This is a genomic window from Pseudomonas beijingensis, from assembly GCF_030687295.1.
Lineage (GTDB): Bacteria > Pseudomonadota > Gammaproteobacteria > Pseudomonadales > Pseudomonadaceae > Aquipseudomonas > Aquipseudomonas beijingensis.
Genome location: NZ_CP117425.1, coordinates 2,518,132 through 2,533,856, shown reverse-complemented (window position 1 = coordinate 2,533,856; position 15,725 = coordinate 2,518,132). Strand labels below are relative to the sequence as shown.

Annotated in this window: 15 protein-coding genes; 3 read left to right on the top strand and 12 right to left on the bottom strand. The window is 62.1% G+C overall.

Features of this window, described 5'->3' with window-relative positions:
- Positions 1 to 11 precede the first annotated feature (11 nt).
- Entirely contained in the window at positions 12 to 1,175 is a 1,164-nt protein-coding gene (locus PSH84_RS11490) for an MFS transporter (protein WP_122566768.1), read from the top strand.
- Here PSH84_RS11490 and yiaY read toward each other — a convergent pair.
- Positions 1,172 to 2,320, bottom strand: coding sequence for an L-threonine dehydrogenase (gene yiaY, locus PSH84_RS11485; RefSeq protein ID WP_122566769.1), 1,149 nt, complete (start codon positions 2,318 to 2,320; stop codon positions 1,172 to 1,174). The genes PSH84_RS11490 and yiaY overlap by 4 nt on opposite strands.
- Positions 2,321 to 2,460: 140 nt before the next feature.
- Between yiaY and PSH84_RS11480 the strand changes: the two genes are divergently transcribed.
- Entirely contained in the window at positions 2,461 to 3,480 is a 1,020-nt protein-coding gene (locus PSH84_RS11480) for a DUF4917 family protein (protein ID WP_305482928.1), read from the top strand.
- Positions 3,481 to 3,641: 161 nt separating this feature from the next.
- Here PSH84_RS11480 and PSH84_RS11475 read toward each other — a convergent pair whose 3' ends face one another.
- From PSH84_RS11475 to PSH84_RS11450, 6 genes are all read right to left on the bottom strand, one after another.
- On the bottom strand, positions 3,642 to 3,986 hold the full coding sequence (locus PSH84_RS11475) for a YegP family protein (RefSeq protein WP_122566772.1): 345 nt from the start codon (positions 3,984 to 3,986) through the stop codon (positions 3,642 to 3,644).
- Positions 3,987 to 4,057: 71 nt separating this feature from the next.
- Entirely contained in the window at positions 4,058 to 4,639 is a 582-nt protein-coding gene (locus PSH84_RS11470) for a DJ-1/PfpI family protein (RefSeq protein ID WP_305482925.1), read from the bottom strand.
- A gap of 257 nt (positions 4,640 to 4,896) precedes the next feature.
- Positions 4,897 to 6,114 carry a class I SAM-dependent methyltransferase gene (locus tag PSH84_RS11465; RefSeq protein ID WP_305482923.1) on the bottom strand — a complete coding sequence of 406 codons (1,218 nt, stop codon included), beginning with the start codon at positions 6,112 to 6,114 and terminating at the stop codon, positions 4,897 to 4,899.
- A gap of 228 nt (positions 6,115 to 6,342) precedes the next feature.
- Positions 6,343 to 6,960 carry a TPM domain-containing protein gene (locus PSH84_RS11460; RefSeq protein WP_122566775.1) on the bottom strand — a complete coding sequence of 206 codons (618 nt, stop codon included), beginning with the start codon at positions 6,958 to 6,960 and terminating at the stop codon, positions 6,343 to 6,345.
- A gap of 34 nt (positions 6,961 to 6,994) precedes the next feature.
- On the bottom strand, positions 6,995 to 7,744 hold the full coding sequence (locus PSH84_RS11455) for a TPM domain-containing protein (protein WP_122566776.1): 750 nt from the start codon (positions 7,742 to 7,744) through the stop codon (positions 6,995 to 6,997).
- Between the two features lie 137 nt (positions 7,745 to 7,881).
- The gene (locus PSH84_RS11450) at positions 7,882 to 8,490 is read right to left on the bottom strand and encodes a LemA family protein (protein WP_305482919.1); all 609 of its coding nucleotides are present in this window, start codon (positions 8,488 to 8,490) and stop codon (positions 7,882 to 7,884) included.
- A gap of 246 nt (positions 8,491 to 8,736) precedes the next feature.
- On the opposite strand from PSH84_RS11450, the gene bglX reads away from it, so the two are divergent.
- On the top strand, positions 8,737 to 11,028 hold the full coding sequence (bglX, locus tag PSH84_RS11445) for a beta-glucosidase BglX (protein WP_122566777.1): 2,292 nt from the start codon (positions 8,737 to 8,739) through the stop codon (positions 11,026 to 11,028).
- Positions 11,029 to 11,203: 175 nt separating this feature from the next.
- On the opposite strand, the gene PSH84_RS11440 is transcribed toward bglX, so the two are convergent.
- The 5 genes from PSH84_RS11440 to PSH84_RS11420 all read right to left on the bottom strand — a co-directional run bounded on the left by PSH84_RS11440 (position 11,204) and on the right by PSH84_RS11420 (position 15,658).
- Positions 11,204 to 12,361, bottom strand: coding sequence for a phospholipase D-like domain-containing protein (locus PSH84_RS11440; protein WP_305482917.1), 1,158 nt, complete (start codon positions 12,359 to 12,361; stop codon positions 11,204 to 11,206).
- Between the two features lies 1 nt (position 12,362).
- The gene (locus tag PSH84_RS11435; protein WP_122566779.1) at positions 12,363 to 12,953 is read right to left on the bottom strand and encodes a YceI family protein; all 591 of its coding nucleotides are present in this window, start codon (positions 12,951 to 12,953) and stop codon (positions 12,363 to 12,365) included.
- A gap of 215 nt (positions 12,954 to 13,168) precedes the next feature.
- Positions 13,169 to 13,480: an amidase gene (locus PSH84_RS11430; RefSeq protein ID WP_305470083.1), complete on the bottom strand. Its 312-nt coding sequence runs from the start codon at positions 13,478 to 13,480 to the stop codon at positions 13,169 to 13,171.
- Positions 13,477 to 14,571, bottom strand: a complete 1,095-nt coding sequence (locus tag PSH84_RS11425) for a serine hydrolase domain-containing protein (RefSeq protein WP_305482915.1) — start codon at positions 14,569 to 14,571, stop codon at positions 13,477 to 13,479. Before PSH84_RS11425 ends, PSH84_RS11430 begins: the two co-directional genes overlap by 4 nt.
- Positions 14,572 to 14,773: 202 nt before the next feature.
- Positions 14,774 to 15,658 carry an acyl-CoA dehydrogenase family protein gene (locus tag PSH84_RS11420; protein WP_305470080.1) on the bottom strand — a complete coding sequence of 295 codons (885 nt, stop codon included), beginning with the start codon at positions 15,656 to 15,658 and terminating at the stop codon, positions 14,774 to 14,776.
- Positions 15,659 to 15,725: the final 67 nt, after the last annotated feature.

Below are 15,725 nucleotides of genomic sequence, written 5' to 3'. Positions count from 1 at the left end.
CAGGACGCTCGATGAAGAACCGTACCACCCTGATCGTCACCTGCACCACCGTCTTCCTGGCACAACTGGGCATGAGCATCTACTTGCCGGCCCTGCCCGCTATCGCCCGGGATCTTGGTGCCGATGCGTCGCGGGTTTCCTGGGGCCTGTCGGTGTACCTGATCGGCATGGCGCTGCCCATGTTGCTGTGGGGCAGCCTGAGCCAGCGCTTGGGGCGCAAGCCGGTCTTGCTGGCGGCCTTGGGGTTGTACGGCCTGGGCAACCTGGCCCTGCCGCTGAGCACAACCGTGGAGGCATTCCTGACGTTCAGGTTGATCCAGGGCATCGGTGCCAGCGGTATCTCAGTGATGGCGCGGGTCTTGATTCGCGACAGTTTCAGCGGCGACCTGTTGGCCAAGGCCCTGTCCTGGATATCGATCGCCTTTGTGATTGCCCTCGGTATCGGCCAATACCTGGGCTCGCTGATCCAGGCCGCTTTCGGCTGGGAGGCGATTTTCCAGGGCTTGGGTGCCGTCAGTCTGGCCATGGCAGCGGCTGTGTCCCAGGCCAGGTTCCCGATACTGGTGCACGCCAGCAATGGGCAATCGGCGTGGGGGATCTACGGGCAGATATTCCGGCAACGGGCGTTCCTGTTGCCGGCCTTGGCCGGTGGGCTGGGTTACGGCGTGATCGTCGCCTTCAATACCGCAGCGCCGCTGATCCTGCAGGAGAGCTTCCACTGGTCGGCCATCGAATACGGCCTGCTGGGCTGGCCGATCAGTGCGGCGTACCTGCTCGGGGCGCTAGCGGTGAACGCGTTTGTACTGCGCACCGGCCAACGGCGGATGATGGGCTGGGGCATCGCACTGGTGCTGGGCGGCAGCATGACCATGCTGGCAGGCAGCCTCACCCTGAGCAGCATCGCGTTGCTCTTCTGGCTGCCGTATTGCTTCGCGGTGTTTGGCCAGTCGTTGATCTATCCCATCAGCCTGTCCCTGGCCAATGAAGGCGCACCGGTGGCCGGCGCTTATGCCATGGCGTTGAGCGGGTTCCTGCATCAACTTATGGCCTCGGTGATCGGCGCCATGGCCAGCCTGTTGTTGAGCCAACAAGCTTGGCCACTGGCGGCGTTGTGCGCACTGCTGGGGGCGGCGGCGATGCTCTGTGTGCGGTTCGTGCCGCCCCGGGTCGCTTAGAACGCGCTGCGGAAAATCTCTTCGATCTGCCGCTGGTCCGCCGCCCGTGGGTTGGTCAGGCCGCACGCATCTTTCAAGGCGTTGGTGGCCAGCACCGGTATGTCGTTGAGGCGCACACCCAGGTCACGCAAACCAGCCGGAATGTCCACGTCAAGGGCCAGGCTGCGGATCGCCGCAATAGCGTCCCGGGCCCCCTCTTCTGGGCCGGCCCTGTGCGTATCGACGCCCATGGCATGGGCCACGTCGGTCAGGCGAGCAGCGCATACCGAGGCGTTGAAGCTCTGCACATGAGGCAACAGCACCGCGTTGCACACGCCATGAGGCAAGTCGTAAAAACCACCCAGTTGATGCGCCATGGCGTGCACGAACCCCAACGACGCATTGTTGAACGCCATCCCCGCGAGAAACTGCGCATAAGCCATGTTTTCCCGCGCCGCCAGATCGTTGCCGTCGCGCACGGCCAGGCGCAGGTTGTTGCTGATCAGGGTGATGGCCTTCAGCGCGCAGGCATCGGTAATCGGCGTGGCGGCGGTGGAGACATAAGCCTCGATCGCGTGGGTCAGCGCATCCATGCCGGTGGCGGCCGTCAGGCCCTTGGGCATCGCCACCATCAGCGCCGGGTCGTTCACCGACATCAATGGGGTCACGTTGCGATCGACAATCGCCATTTTCACGTGGCGTGTCTCGTCGGTGATGATGCAAAAGCGGGTCATTTCGCTGGCGGTGCCTGCCGTGGTGTTGATAGCGATCAGCGGCAATTGCGGCTTGCTCGAACGGTCGACGCCTTCATAGTCGCGAATCTGCCCGCCGTTGGTGGCGCACAGGGCAATGCCCTTGGCGCAATCATGGGGCGAACCGCCCCCCAGCGACACGACGAAATCACACTGGCTCTCCTTCAGCAGCCCCAGCCCGAGCTCGACATTGGCGATGCTTGGGTTGGGCTTGGCGCCGTCGAAAATCACCGAATCGATATCCTGCAGAGCCAGCAGTTCAGCCACCTTGCTGGCGACGCCGGCCTTGGCCAGCCCCGCGTCGGTGACGATCAGGGCCTTGCGAAAGCCGTAGTTGCGAATGGCAGTCATCGCTTCATCGAGGCAGCCCAGCCCCATGATGTTCACGGCGGGAATGAAAAAAGTGCTGCTCATGGGGTCACGCTCCTGGTTGAGGCCGGATCGGCAGGGCCTACAGAATGACCGACTAGTCATGACGCATCTTGATCTGGCTCAAGACTGGGTCGTGATAAAGTCGCGACCTGCCTTTGCCACGTTTTGAGATGATCCTTGCGATGACCGATTTCCAGGAATACGACACCCGGCTCGAAGACTGGGAGGCCGTGCGCGCCGATACCGCCTTCAGCGGCCTGCTGGTGGGCAATGGGGCCAGCCGCGCGGTGTGGGACGATTTCGGCTATGACTCGCTGTTCGAAAATGCCCGCACCGTCGAGGAGAAGCCCTTGAGCCCGTCGGAACTGAGCGTGTTCGACGCGATGCAGACCCGCAGTTTCGAACAGGTACTCGGGGCGCTGAAAACCACCAGCCGGGTCAACAAGGCCCTGGCCGTCAGCTCCGCCGCCCCGCGCAACCGCTATTACGCGATCAAGGAAGCACTGATCAACACCATGCACGCGGTACACATCCCGTGGCGGCTGGTGCAACCGTCGACCCTGGCGACGCTCAACCAGGAGCTGAGCCGCTACCGCACGGTGTTCACCACCAACTACGACCTGCTCAACTACTGGGCGATCCAGCATAGCGCCGAGACCATCAGCGACCTGTTCTTCGGCGATGACCACAGTTTCGACCTGAGCCAGGCGGCCACAGACAAACCGCGCCTGCTGTACTTGCACGGCGGTCTGCACCTGGTGCGCAACCAGGACGGGACAGCGCGCAAGCTCACGTCCACCGAAGGCACCTTGCTGGGCAGTTTCGCCATCAACAACACGATCAAGACCCTCGACGACGTGCCACTGTTCGTCAATGAAGGCCCCAGCGCCGACAAGCTCAAGACCATCCGCAGCAGCGATTACCTGTCGTTCTGCTACGACCAGTTGCTGCAGCATGGCGACAACCTGTGCCTGTTCGGCCATGCCTTGGGCGAGCAGGACCGGCACATTGTCCATGCCCTGCGCCTGGCCGCCCCGAAAACCGTGGCGATCTCGATCTATCCCCGTAGCCAGGCCTTCATCCAGCATCAGAAGCGGCATTACGCCAAGGTGTTCCAGGGGCTGGAGGTGCAATTGCGCTTCTTCGATGCCAAGAGCCATCCATTGGGCGATCCGAAGCTGTCGGTGCCGGTGGAGGTTTAAAGGCAGGCTAAACCTGAGTGGCGAGGGGGTTCACTTGTGGGAGCAAAGCTTGCTCGCGATGAACGATAACTCGGCTAGCCTGCACAATCGCAGCGCCTGCATCGCGGGCAAGCCTTGCTCCCACAGGTAACCTCGCCACAGATCCTCTTATTGCCGTCCTGTCAGAGCGCAACCACGGTCTTGTCCTTGATGACCGTCGTCGGTCCATTGGCCTTGACGCTGGCGATGCCTTTGTCCCGCGCAGCGTCCGATGAATACGCCTCACTGCTGCCAATCACTTCGTGGTTGCCGGCCTTGAGGTTGAAGTACGGATGGCCGTCCTTGGTATTCTTGAGTTCATAGCGCTCGGCCAACGGACTGTTTTTCTGCACCGCAGCAATGCCACCGTCGACGCCGCTGCGGGTGGTGTACAGCTCGCTGGTCAAGATGGTCTCGGCGTTGGCCGCCTTGAGTACAAACCGAAACTGGCCACTGCTGCTTTTGCTGATTTCGTACCATCCAGACATGATTGTTCTCCAGGCAATGAGGGCATGCCCCGAGAGTAAAGACCCGCTGCGCTTGTCCTGCCAGTGCGTTACTACAAAGTGATAGCGGTGCCCAACAGGGTCAGGAACCCCGCCAACCAGTTCGGGTGCGCAGGCCAGGCCGGTGCGGTCGCGAGATTGCCCTGGACATGGCCTTGGGTCACGGGAATATCCATATAGGTCCCACCCGCCAGCCGTACTTCCGGGGCACACGCTGGATAGGCGCTGCATTCGCGCCCTTCGAGGATGCCCGCCGCCGCCAGCAATTGCGCACCGTGGCACACCGCGGCAATCGGTTTGCCCGCCAGATCGAAATCGCGCACCAGTTGCAAGACCGCTTCGTTCAGGCGCAGGTATTCCGGCGCACGCCCACCTGGCACCAGCAGCGCGTCGTAGTCGGCGGCCTGGACACTGGCAAAATCATGATTGAGGGCGAACAAGTGCCCCGGTTTTTCACTGTAGGTCTGGTCGCCTTCGAAATCGTGGATCGCCGTGCGCACCGTCTGCCCGGCCTTTTTGCCCGGACACACGGTGTGCACGGTGTGGCCGATCATCTGCAAGGCCTGGAATGGCACCATGACTTCATAATCTTCGACGTAATCGCCGACCAGCATCAGGATTTTCTTGGCGGCCATGGGAAGGGCTCCTTTGGGAATGCGTGAGGGGTGAACGCATTAAAGGTAGACCGGTACGTCGGTGGATGAAGGATAAGCAGTGATTACCTGACGGGCTGCATCGATACGCTGTTCTCACAGGCCAGACTCAACCTTGTAGGAGCACAGCTTGCTCGCGATGCAGGCACCATGACTCGACAGTAGAACCGAGTCATCCTTCGTCGCGAGCAAGCTTTGCTCCCACAGCCCCCTACTCCAGGAGTTGGCGTAAACAGGAGTCAGGCGAGATAACCATCCGCCCGCAGCAGCGTTTCGAGGCAGTGCTCGGTGATGTGGTAGAAGGCCTTGAGTTCGTCGATTTTTGCCAGCAGCTCGGTGGGGTCCGCAGGTTCTGCGCGTTTGACGGCCAGGATCATCTTGTTCTTGTTGGTGTGGTCCAGGGAGATGAACTCGAAGACCTTGGTCTCGTAGCCGCAGGCTTCCAGGAACAGCGCCCGCAAACTGTCGGTGACCATTTCCGCCTGCTGGCCCAGGTGCAGGCCGTATTGCAGCATCGGCTTGAGCAACGCCGGGCTCTGGATCTGCAGGCGGATCTGCTTGTGGCAGCACGGCGAGCACATGATGATCGAGGCGCCCGAGCGAATGCCCATGTGGATCGCGTAGTCGGTGGCGATGTCGCAGGCGTGCAAGGCGATCATCACGTCCACCGCGCTCGGCGCCACGCTGCGCACGTCACCGTGCTGGAAGCTCAGGCCCGGGTGTTCCAGCCGCGCGGCCGCTTCGTTGCAGAGCTTGACCATGTCCTCGCGCAGCTCGACACCGGTCACCACGCCTTCGGCCTGCAAGGTGTTGCGCAAGTAATCATGGATGGCAAAGGTCAGGTAGCCCTTGCCCGAACCGAAATCCGAGACCCGCACCGGTTTGTCCAGGGCCAGTGGCGAAGACGTCAGCGCATGGCTGAAGACCTCGATGAACTTGTTGATCTGCTTCCACTTGCGCGACATCGCCGGAATCAGCTCGTGCTTGTGGTTGGTCACGCCCAGGTCCGCCAAGAATGGCCGGCTCAGGTCGAGGAAGCGGTTTTTCTCGCGGTTGTGCTCGGCAGACGGCACTTCCCGCAGTTGCTGGGGTTTGCTCTTGAACAGCGAGCTTTTGCCCTTCTTGCTGTACTCCAACTGCGCCTCGTCGGTGACCGCCAGCAAATGCGCGTTCTTGAACGATGCCGGCAACAGCGCGGCGATGGTCGCCACGCCTTCGGCCAGCGGGAAATTCTTGGTGATGTCGCGGGTCTTGTAGCGGTAGACGAAGGACAGGCATGGCTGGTCCTTGACCGTCAGTTGCTTGATGATCAGCCGCTGGAGGTCCGCCTCATCCCCGACATATTTGGCCAGCACCAGTTTGATGAAAGCATTTTGCTCGAGGCTGGTTTGCAGCAGCTCGATGAACTGGGCGTGGTGATCCGGCGCAGGACGGGCGGGGGTGGCGATGACAGACATGAAAAAAGCGGCCTCGGGGCGGGCGGATCGGGAATGGCGGGTATTTTAGGGGGGATGGGAGGCAAGGGCACGGAAAAGTTCGTGTAGTGAGCAGTAGCCTCCGTGGGAGCAAGGCTTGCCCGCGATGGATACGCCGCGATAGTGCAGGCTCACCGCGTTATCGTTCATCGCGAGCAAGCTTTGCTCCCACAGGCTGTGCTCCCACAGACTTGTGCTGGCGGGAAATTTTCAGCCCAGCACCACCAACCGATTCGGCAGTTCATTGCGCTCGTGGGTCACCGGTACGTGCACCTTGAGCAATTCGCCACAGGCTTCGATGCAGGTCACGAACCCCTGCAAGGTCTGCCCCTGGCGAACCTGCTGGGTGAACGTTGCGACGATGGCGTCCCAGCATTTGTTATCCAGGTGCTTGGAGATGCCTTCATCGACCAGGATTTCCACATAACGCTCGGCCTCGCAGACAAAAATCAGCACGCCCGTGCTGCCCACGGTGTGGTGCAGGTTCTGTTCGAGGAATTGCCGGCGCGCCAGGTTGGAGGCCCGCCAGTGACGCACGGAACGAGGGATCAGGTGCGTGGTGACCCTGGGGATGCGGAACACCAGGCACAACACGATGAAACTGACCCACTGCACCAGCAACAGGCTGTGCAGGGCCAGCCAACCGGTGAGGTAATGGACCACGCCAGGCACCACCAGGGCCAGCAGGCTCGCCCATAGCAGTGGGATGTAAGCGTAGTCGTCGGCGCGGGCGGCCAGCACCGTGACCAGTTCGGCGTCGGTATGCCGCTCGACCCGGGCGATGGCCTCGGCGACCTTGCGTTGTTCGTGTTCAGTCAGTAATGCCATGGTTAAAAGTGCCTGCCCATTCTCATTATTATTGTCACCAGCCGCCCGACGAACCGCCGCCCCCGAAACTGCCACCGCCACCGCTGAAGCCGCCGCCTCCACCGCCGAAGCCTCCCCCACCGGAGCCGCCCGAACGACTGGAGCCGCCGCCTCCAGTCGGCAGGATACCGAGCATCTGGCAGACCAATATCGTCAAAATAAACAGTATCACCAGGAAGATGAACAGCCCGGGATGGCGCTCGACGAAATCGCCCTGCTCCTGCTGCCCATCCGCACTGTACGCCGGCGCCGGCTCGTCCAGCGGGCTGCCGCCCAGCACCACCAGCATCGCCGCGACGCCGTCGCTGATGCCTTTGTTGAAGTTGCCGGTCTTGAAGGCCGGGGTGATCACCTGGTTGATGATCACCGAACTCTGGGCGTCGGTCAGGCGATCCTCCAGGCCATAGCCCACTTCGATGCGCAGTTTACGGTCATCCCGGGCGACGATCAGCAGCGCGCCGTTGTTTTTATCCTTCTGCCCAATGCCCCAGTGGCGCCCCAGTTGATAGCCGAAGTCTTCGATGCTACTGCCTTGCAGGTCCGCCAGCGTGACCACCACCACCTGTTCGCCGGTGGCCTGTTCGTGGGCCTTGAGCTGCGTCTCCAGTTGCGTGCGCACCGAAGGGTCGAGCATCTGGGCAGTGTCCACCACTCGTCCGGTCAGTGCCGGAAACTTCAGCTCGGCCTGGGCCGTGATAGCAAAGACCCAGAGCAACAGCACCAGGCCAAATTTCAACACTCGCATCGTAACTCCTGTGTGGGAGCGAGCGGGTGTGGGAGCTGAGCTTGCTCGCGATGAAGGCACCTCGGTCTTTCTAATGTCGGCGTTATCGTTCATCGCGAGCAAGCTTTGCTCCCACAGGCTCACTCCCACAGTTTTTTTCAAAACTTCACTTCAGGGGCTTTTTCGGCATTGGGGCTGGTGGCCTCGAAGGTTTCGCGGATTGGCAGGTCGCTGTACATCACGCTGTGCCACAGACGCCCCGGGAACGTGCGGATCTCGGTGTTGTACTTCTGCACCGCCAGGATGAAGTCGCGGCGGGCCACGGCGATGCGGTTCTCGGTGCCTTCGAGCTGCGATTGCAGCGCCAGGAAGTTCTGGTTGGCCTTGAGGTCCGGATAACGCTCGACCACCACCATCAGCCGGCTCAACGCGCCGCTCAACTGGTCCTGGGCCTGCTGGAACTGCTTGAGTTTTTCCGGGTTGTCCAAGGTGCTGGCGTCGACCTGGATCGACGTGGCCTTGGCCCGCGCCTCAACCACTGCGGTGAGGGTGTCCTGTTCGTGCTGGGCGTAGCCCTTGACGGTTTCCACCAGGTTGGGGATCAGGTCGGCACGGCGCTGGTATTGGTTCTGCACCTGGCCCCAGGCGGCCTTGGCCTGTTCGTCCAGGGTCGGGATGTTATTGATGCCGCAACCGGCCAGCAGCGTGGTGAGCAGCATCAAGGCCAGTATCGGCAGGCTGCGAAGGTGGTTCAGTCGTGGATTCATGGGATGAAGCGCTCCCTGGCATGACATTGGAAAAACCCGGCCACCTATCTCACTGGCGTCTGGGGCATAATCTGCCGCCGCACTGGATTGAAACGGGTCGATGGGCTAAAAGATGCGCAGTGCGAAACTAAGTTCAGCCCAATGGGTTCGAAAGTGTGCTGCATTTAACTGAACAACAATAGCCGCTCCTCACATTTTGGCTGACCGGCGTGATCACCGCCTTTTAGGCTTGCGAGAAAACTATTCATGAAGAAGCTGTGTTTGCTGGGCCTGTTTGTCACCCTGGCCAGTCAATCCGTATTAGCCGACAACCTGCCCGCCCCCATAGAGAACAAGGACGCGTTCATCAGCAACCTGATGAAGCAAATGACCCTCGAGGAAAAGATCGGCCAATTGCGCCTGATCAGCATCGGCCCGGAAATGCCCCGGGAGATGATTCGCAAGGAAATCGCCGCCGGCAACATCGGTGGCACGTTCAACTCCATCACCCGCGATGAGAACCGTCCGATGCAGGACGCGGCCATGCGCAGCCGGTTGAAGATCCCGATGTTCTTCGCCTATGACGTGATCCACGGCCACCGCACGATTTTCCCGATCCCCCTGGCCCTGGCCTCGAGCTGGGACATGGACGCCATCTACCACTCCGGTCGCATCGCGGCCAAGGAAGCGGCCGCCGACAGCCTGGACATCACCTTCGCGCCCATGGTCGACATTTCCCGCGATCCACGTTGGGGCCGAACGTCCGAAGGTTTCGGTGAGGACACCTACCTGGTGTCGCGCATTGCCGGGGTGATGGTCAAGGCCTTCCAGGGCAACGGCGCCAACGCGGCCGACAGCATCATGGCCAGCGTCAAGCACTTCGCCCTGTACGGCGCAGTGGAAGGCGGCCGGGACTACAACACCGTGGACATGAGTCCGCTGAAAATGTACCAGGACTACCTGCCCCCCTACCGCGCCGCCATCGACGCCGGAGCCGGCGGGGTGATGGTCGCGCTGAACTCCATCAATGGCGTGCCGGCCACGGCCAACACCTGGCTGATGAACGACCTGCTGCGCAAGGAATGGGGTTTCAAGGGCCTGGCGGTCAGTGACCACGGCGCCATCTTCGAACTGATCAAGCACGGCGTCGCCAAGGACGGTCGCGAAGCGGCGAAGCTGGCGATCAAGGCCGGTATCGACATGAGCATGAACGACTCGCTCTACGGCAAGGAACTGCCAGGGCTGCTCAAGGCCGGCGAGATCGAGCAGAGCGACATCGACAATGCCGTGCGCGAAGTGCTCGCGGCCAAATACGACATGGGCTTGTTCAAGGATCCCTACCTGCGCATCGGCAAGGTCGAGGACGACCCGGCCGACACCTACGCCGAAAGCCGCCTGCACCGCGCCGACGCCCGTGACGTGGCGCGCCGCAGCCTGGTCCTGCTGGAAAACCGCAACCAGACCCTGCCCCTGAAGAAGACCGCGAAAATCGCCCTGGTCGGCCCGCTGGCCAAGGCACCGATCGACATGATGGGCAGTTGGGCCGCGGCTGGGCGCCCTGCGCAATCGGTCACTCTGTTCGACGGCATGACCCGCGCCCTGGGCGCCGACTCGAAGCTGATCTACGCCCGTGGCGCCAACATCACCGGCGACAAGAAGGTGCTCGACTACCTGAACTTCCTCAACTTCGACGCCCCGGAAGTGGTGGATGACCCGCGCCCAGCTCAGGTGCTGATCGACGAAGCGGTAAAAGCCGCCAAGGACGCCGATGTGGTGGTGGCCGCCGTGGGTGAGTCCCGTGGCATGTCCCATGAATCGTCGAGCCGTACCGAACTGAACATCCCGGCCAGCCAACGCGAGCTGATCAAGGCCCTGAAGGCCACCGGCAAGCCGCTGGTGCTGGTGCTGATGAATGGCCGTCCGTTGTCGTTGCTGGAAGAAAAGCAACAGGCCGACGCGATCCTGGAAACCTGGTTCAGCGGCACCGAGGGCGGCAACGCCATCGCTGATGTGCTGTTCGGCGACTACAACCCGTCGGGCAAGCTGCCGATCACCTTCCCACGTTCGGTGGGGCAGATTCCGACCTACTACAACCACCTGAGCATCGGCCGGCCGTTCACGCCGGGCAAGCCGGGTAACTACACCTCGCAGTATTTCGATGACACCACCGGCCCGCTCTACCCGTTCGGCTACGGCCTGAGCTACACCGAGTTCAGCCTGTCGGACATGGCCCTGTCGTCGACCACGCTGAACAAGACCGGCAAGCTCGATGCCAGCGTGACCCTGGAAAACACCGGTAAGCGTGACGGCGAAACCGTGGTGCAGCTGTACATCCAGGACGTGACTGGCTCGATCATTCGTCCGGTGAAAGAGCTGAAGAACTTCCGCAAGGTGATGCTCAAGGCCGGCGAGAAGAAAGTCATCCACTTCACCATCACCGAAGACGACCTGAAGTTCTTCAATGCCCAGCTCAAGTACGGGGCTGAACCGGGCAAGTTCAACGTGCAGATCGGCCTGGATTCCCAGGACGTGAAGCAGCAGAGTTTTGAGTTGCTCTGACCCCTGGCAACACAAAACCCATGTGGGAGCGAGCTTGCTCGCGATGGCGTCAGATCAGTCACATTAATATCGACTGACACTCCGCTATCGCGAGCAAGCTCGCTCCCACAATTGGTTCTGCGACAAACGCTTTTGTGATCGCTGAAACTCCCACAGTTGTATCTGGTTGTTCGGACTAACCCCGCCGATCCAACAGATTCACCACCACCCGATCCACCAACCCCCACACCCGCTGCTTGAACCGCTTCCACAGCGGCCGGCGCTGCCAGGCGTCGAGGCTGACTTGCAGGCTCTGGGCGAAATCCCGCTCGAAACTGGCCGCCACGGCGCTGCTGAGCCTGGAATCCAGGGCTTCGAGGTTGGCTTCCAGATTGAAGCGCAGGTTCCAGTGATCGAAATTGCACGACCCGATGCTGACCCAATCATCCACCAGCACCATTTTCAGGTGCAGGAAACACGGCTGGTACTCGAATATCTTCACGCCGGCCCTGAGCAATCGCGGGTAGTAACGGTGTCCGGCGTAGCGCACGGACGGGTGATCGGTACGCGGGCCGGTCAGCAGCAGGCGCACGTCGACGCCTCGGGCGGCGGCCTTGCGCAAGGAGCGGCGCACGTTCCAGGTTGGCAGGAAATACGGCGTCGCCATCCAGATGCGTTTCTGACCGCTGTTCAACGCCCGCGATAGCGACTGCAGGATGTCGCGATGCTGGCGGGCGTCGGCATACGCCACCCGGCCCATGCCCTCGCCCACCGGCGGAACGCGAGGCAGGCGCGGCAAGCCGAAATTGGAGGCGGGCTTCCAGGCTCGCCGATGACGGTTGGCAAGCCACTGGCGGTCGAACAGCAACTGCCAGTCGAGCACCAACGGACCGACGATTTCCACCATCACTTCGTGCCACTCGCTGCGGTCGTCGAGGGGGTTCCAGAATTCATCGGTCACCCCGGTGCCGCCCACCACAGCCAGGCGTTGGTCTACCAACAGCAGCTTGCGGTGATCCCGGTAGAGGTTGCGCACCCAGCGACGCCAGCTCAGGCGATTGTAGAAACGCAACTCCACCCCGGCCTCGGTCAGGCGCTTGCGCAGGGCCAGGGTAAACGCCAGGCTGCCGTAGTCATCGAACAGGCAGCGCACGCGAACGCCGCGCTCGCAGGCCTGGACCAGTGCCTGGACCATCGCCTCGGCGCAGGCCCCCGCTTCCACCAGATACAGCTCCAGCTCGACCTGTTCCTGGGCTCGGGCGATTTCCACCAGCATGCGCGGGAAGAACTGTGGGCCGTCGATCAACAGCTCGAAGCGATTGCCTTCACGCCAGGGAAAGACCGGGCCGCTCATGTCAACGCGCCGTGAAGATCAGCACCGCATTCACCGGCACCGACAGGCTGATGGCCGACAACCCGGCCAGGTTGCGCAGCTTTTCCAGACCCGGCGCCAGATCGAAGTCCGCCGCGTTGAGCACCACCGGTTCCAGGGTCACCACTTGGAAGCGACGTTCATCCAGGCGCGTCGCCAGCAGTTCGACCGGGTACTCGTGCTGCTTGCCGTGCAGGTTCACCGTCAGCGGCAGGCGCAACTCCAACTGGGCGCCGTTGGCCAGGTCCTGGATCGGCGCCAGGTCGATCTTGGCGGTGACGGTGGCTTCGGCAAATTGCTTGATCTCGAACAGCTCGGCGCGCATGCGCTCGTCCCGCAGGGGGATGCCGCTGTTGATGGATTCCAGTTCCACTTCCAGGCGCGCCAAACCGTCGGGCTGGACTTGGCCGTGCAGCACCAGGAAACGCTGGACCTCGGAGACGTTGCCATTTTTGCTGCTGATAAACGACAGCCGCGACGACTCACCGTCCAGGTACCAGTCGGCCTGGGCCGGCAGCGCTGCGCAGGCCAGCAGCAAACTGGCAATCGCGTGAGGGAAAAACCGCTTGAACATACACACTCGGGGGGCAGATAAACCTGTGGCGAACCTTAACCGGGCCGAGGGCGCTTGCAAACTGTCTGTTTCAATAACTGCCAGGAACACACAGAACCTGTGGTAAAGGGATTCGTTTGTGGGAGCAAGGCTTGCCCGCGATGGCGATTCCTAAAACGCCATCGCGGGCAAGCCTTGCTCCCACAATAGGATCGGCGTCAGACCTTGTACCCAGCTCAGGGTTCCAACCGACACCCCTGCCGCTCGCCCAGCCATTGCGCACTGTTGCTGCGCCCCAACCCACTGACGGTGACGCGCTTGGCCTCAACGGTTTCGAGTAAATCGCTGATGGGCACTGACTGCTTCACATACCCCCGGCAATACTCGGCCGGTTGCTCCATCACATAGCGGCACGAGCAGTATTCCTTGGCGGTGTAGGCGCTGATAATGTCGGGAAAGGCCCGCAGCGCCACCCGCTCCAGCCAGACCCAACCGAACAAGGCGATAAGCAGCACCGACAGCAAGGTAAGCAATATTTTGCGCTTCATGGCTGCACCTTCCCGGCGAACGCCGCCATGGCGCGCTTGAGCAGTTCGTTATGGCGATAGCTCCCGTCGCGGTCGTCGCCGTAGCGCACGATCACCAGTTTGGCGCTGGGAATGACGTACAGCGCCTGGCCCCAATGACCAAGGGCGGCGAAGGTATCCGGCGGCGCATCGGGCCAGGGGTGGAGCGTTGGATCGGCGCCGCGGTTGAGCCACCAGTGCCCGCCCGGCACGGCTTCGTCCTGGCCGGCAAGGAAGTGCACGAACGGTTCGCGGCTGAACGCGATCCAATCCTTGGGGATCAGTTGCCGTTCGCCCCAACGACCGTCCCGCTGCATCAACAACCCGACACGCGCCAAGTCCCGCGCGGTGAGGTAGGCATAGGACGATCCCACGAACGTGCCACTGGCATCGGTTTCCCAAGTGGCGTGGCGGATGCCCAGGGGTTCGAACAGGGCCGTCCAGGGATAATCGGGATAACGTGCCGCGCCGACGATGTTTTTCAGGGCCGCCGCCAACAGGTTGCTGTCACCGCTGGAATAGCGGAACGCCTGCCCCGGTGGGCTGAAGCTGTCATGCTGCGCGGTGAACGCCGCCATGTCATGACGCCCGCGGGTGTAGAGCATCGCCACCACCGATGACTTGAGCGGTGCGTATTCGTAGTCTTCCTGCCAGTCCAGGCCCGAAGCCCAGTGGAAAAGATCAGCCAGGGTCATGTCCGAATGCTGGCTCAGTGGCGGATAGTATTTGGCTACCGGATCGTCCAGGACAAAGCGCTGTTCACCGTAGGCCACGCCAAACACCGTCGCCAGCAGGCTTTTGCTGATGGACCAGGTCAGGTGCGGTGTCTGGGCGGTGGTCGGCCCGGCGTAGCGTTCGTAGACCAGCCGACCGTCCTGGATCACCAGCAACGCGTCGGTGCGGATGCCCTCGCGGCTCGCATCGTCCCGGGGTGGGAAGGCGTATTGTTCCAAGGCTTCAATGGACTGCCCGGTGGGGGTCGGGCCACTTGGCCATTGCTCGCCGGGCCAGTCTTCGGCCTGAACGCTCAGGTTGAGCAACAGCAGCGGGATCAGGAACCAGCCTTTGGACATGCTTGGGGCTCGCAGGGATGAACCTTCGAAGCCTATTCAGACTTGATGACAGTTTCGATATTTTGTGTCGACAGTACTGATGCCATCGCGGGCAAGCCTTGCTCCCACAGTTCTAGTGCAAGCCTTGCTCCCACAGGTGCAATCCCAAAATGACAGTCTGCCGTAGACCTGTGGGAGCAAGGCTTGCCCGCGATGAGGCCCTTCAACCCAATGAAGATCCCAACGCCTTGACCAGCCGTTTGGCCCGCGCCCCCGCCGCAAGGTCCATCACCCCCTTATCCCGCGTCCACATCTCGCGCCACGCCGCAGGCCCGGCGGCCAGGGCCGCATTGAGTTCGCCGTCGAGCCCTTGGAACTGGGCGAACAACCCGCCCAGCAGCACATGTCCGGCAGGGCTGGAAGGGTTGTGGCGACTCACTTCCGCGCAGCCGGCGAGTAACGCCAGCAGGCGCAGTTGCAACACCTGGGGCCAGGCACATTCCTGCCCGACGCCATACAACCAAGCCGTCATCGCACTGAGCACATAAAGGTCTTCCAGGGTGCGGAACGGTTTGACGTAGGCGTCCCAACCATCACCTGCCAGCAACTCGCACAACGCGCCGTCAAGCAGCACGCGACCATGGCTGATGTCGGGCATCAGGCCCATGGCGGGCAGTTTTTCCAGGGTCACGCCGGGCTCGCCCGCATAGGCCACCGCCAGGTTCAGCCGTGGCGCTTCACCGGGCGCTTCGCAGCGGGCGGCAATCAACAGCCACTCGGCGGCATCGCCGGCGGTGACGAAATCCTTGCGCCCGCTCAGGCGCAAGTCGTCGAGGCGGGTTTGCATGTCCGCCGGGCGCAGGCTGCGTTGTTCAGTGGCACACAGGGCGCCAAGGCTCTGCGGCGCGCTCGGCCAAAGCACCCGCAGCGCCGCCTGGTACCCGACCAGGAACGCCAGCCCCGGCGTGGCCATCGACCGAGCCCCAACCACGGCCAACTCGAACGGCGTCACCGGCCCCAGGCGTTGCAACAACGCGGCATAACCTTCAGCCAGGTCCGGATGGGTGGGCAGCCGTTCGCCGCGTTCGATCAGGGTGTGCCAGGGCATGAGAGGGGCTCCTTGAAGGCTGTCATATAAGCATCACCAAAGCTTCATGGCGATGACACCGGGGCTA

What these genes read in the sequence shown, in the direction of transcription:
- PSH84_RS11470 (WP_305482925.1), bottom strand. Translation starts at nt 4,639, where the DNA reads ATGGCCGCCAAGAAAATCCTGATGCTGGTCGGCGATTACGTCGAAGAT.
- PSH84_RS11425 (WP_305482915.1), bottom strand. Translation starts at nt 14,571, where the DNA reads ATGTCCAAAGGCTGGTTCCTGATCCCGCTGCTGTTGCTCAACCTGAGC.
- PSH84_RS11435 (WP_122566779.1), bottom strand. Translation starts at nt 12,953, where the DNA reads ATGTTCAAGCGGTTTTTCCCTCACGCGATTGCCAGTTTGCTGCTGGCC.
- PSH84_RS11460 (WP_122566775.1), bottom strand. Translation starts at nt 6,960, where the DNA reads ATGGCATTACTGACTGAACACGAACAACGCAAGGTCGCCGAGGCCATC.
- PSH84_RS11475 (WP_122566772.1), bottom strand. Translation starts at nt 3,986, where the DNA reads ATGTCTGGATGGTACGAAATCAGCAAAAGCAGCAGTGGCCAGTTTCGG.
- PSH84_RS11420 (WP_305470080.1), bottom strand. Translation starts at nt 15,658, where the DNA reads ATGCCCTGGCACACCCTGATCGAACGCGGCGAACGGCTGCCCACCCAT.
- PSH84_RS11480 (WP_305482928.1), top strand. Translation starts at nt 2,461, where the DNA reads ATGACCGATTTCCAGGAATACGACACCCGGCTCGAAGACTGGGAGGCC.
- PSH84_RS11465 (WP_305482923.1), bottom strand. Translation starts at nt 6,114, where the DNA reads ATGTCTGTCATCGCCACCCCCGCCCGTCCTGCGCCGGATCACCACGCC.
- yiaY (WP_122566769.1), bottom strand. Translation starts at nt 2,320, where the DNA reads ATGAGCAGCACTTTTTTCATTCCCGCCGTGAACATCATGGGGCTGGGC.
- bglX (WP_122566777.1), top strand. Translation starts at nt 8,737, where the DNA reads ATGAAGAAGCTGTGTTTGCTGGGCCTGTTTGTCACCCTGGCCAGTCAA.
- PSH84_RS11440 (WP_305482917.1), bottom strand. Translation starts at nt 12,361, where the DNA reads ATGAGCGGCCCGGTCTTTCCCTGGCGTGAAGGCAATCGCTTCGAGCTG.
- PSH84_RS11430 (WP_305470083.1), bottom strand. Translation starts at nt 13,480, where the DNA reads ATGAAGCGCAAAATATTGCTTACCTTGCTGTCGGTGCTGCTTATCGCC.
- PSH84_RS11450 (WP_305482919.1), bottom strand. Translation starts at nt 8,490, where the DNA reads ATGAATCCACGACTGAACCACCTTCGCAGCCTGCCGATACTGGCCTTG.
- PSH84_RS11490 (WP_122566768.1), top strand. Translation starts at nt 12, where the DNA reads ATGAAGAACCGTACCACCCTGATCGTCACCTGCACCACCGTCTTCCTG.
- PSH84_RS11455 (WP_122566776.1), bottom strand. Translation starts at nt 7,744, where the DNA reads ATGCGAGTGTTGAAATTTGGCCTGGTGCTGTTGCTCTGGGTCTTTGCT.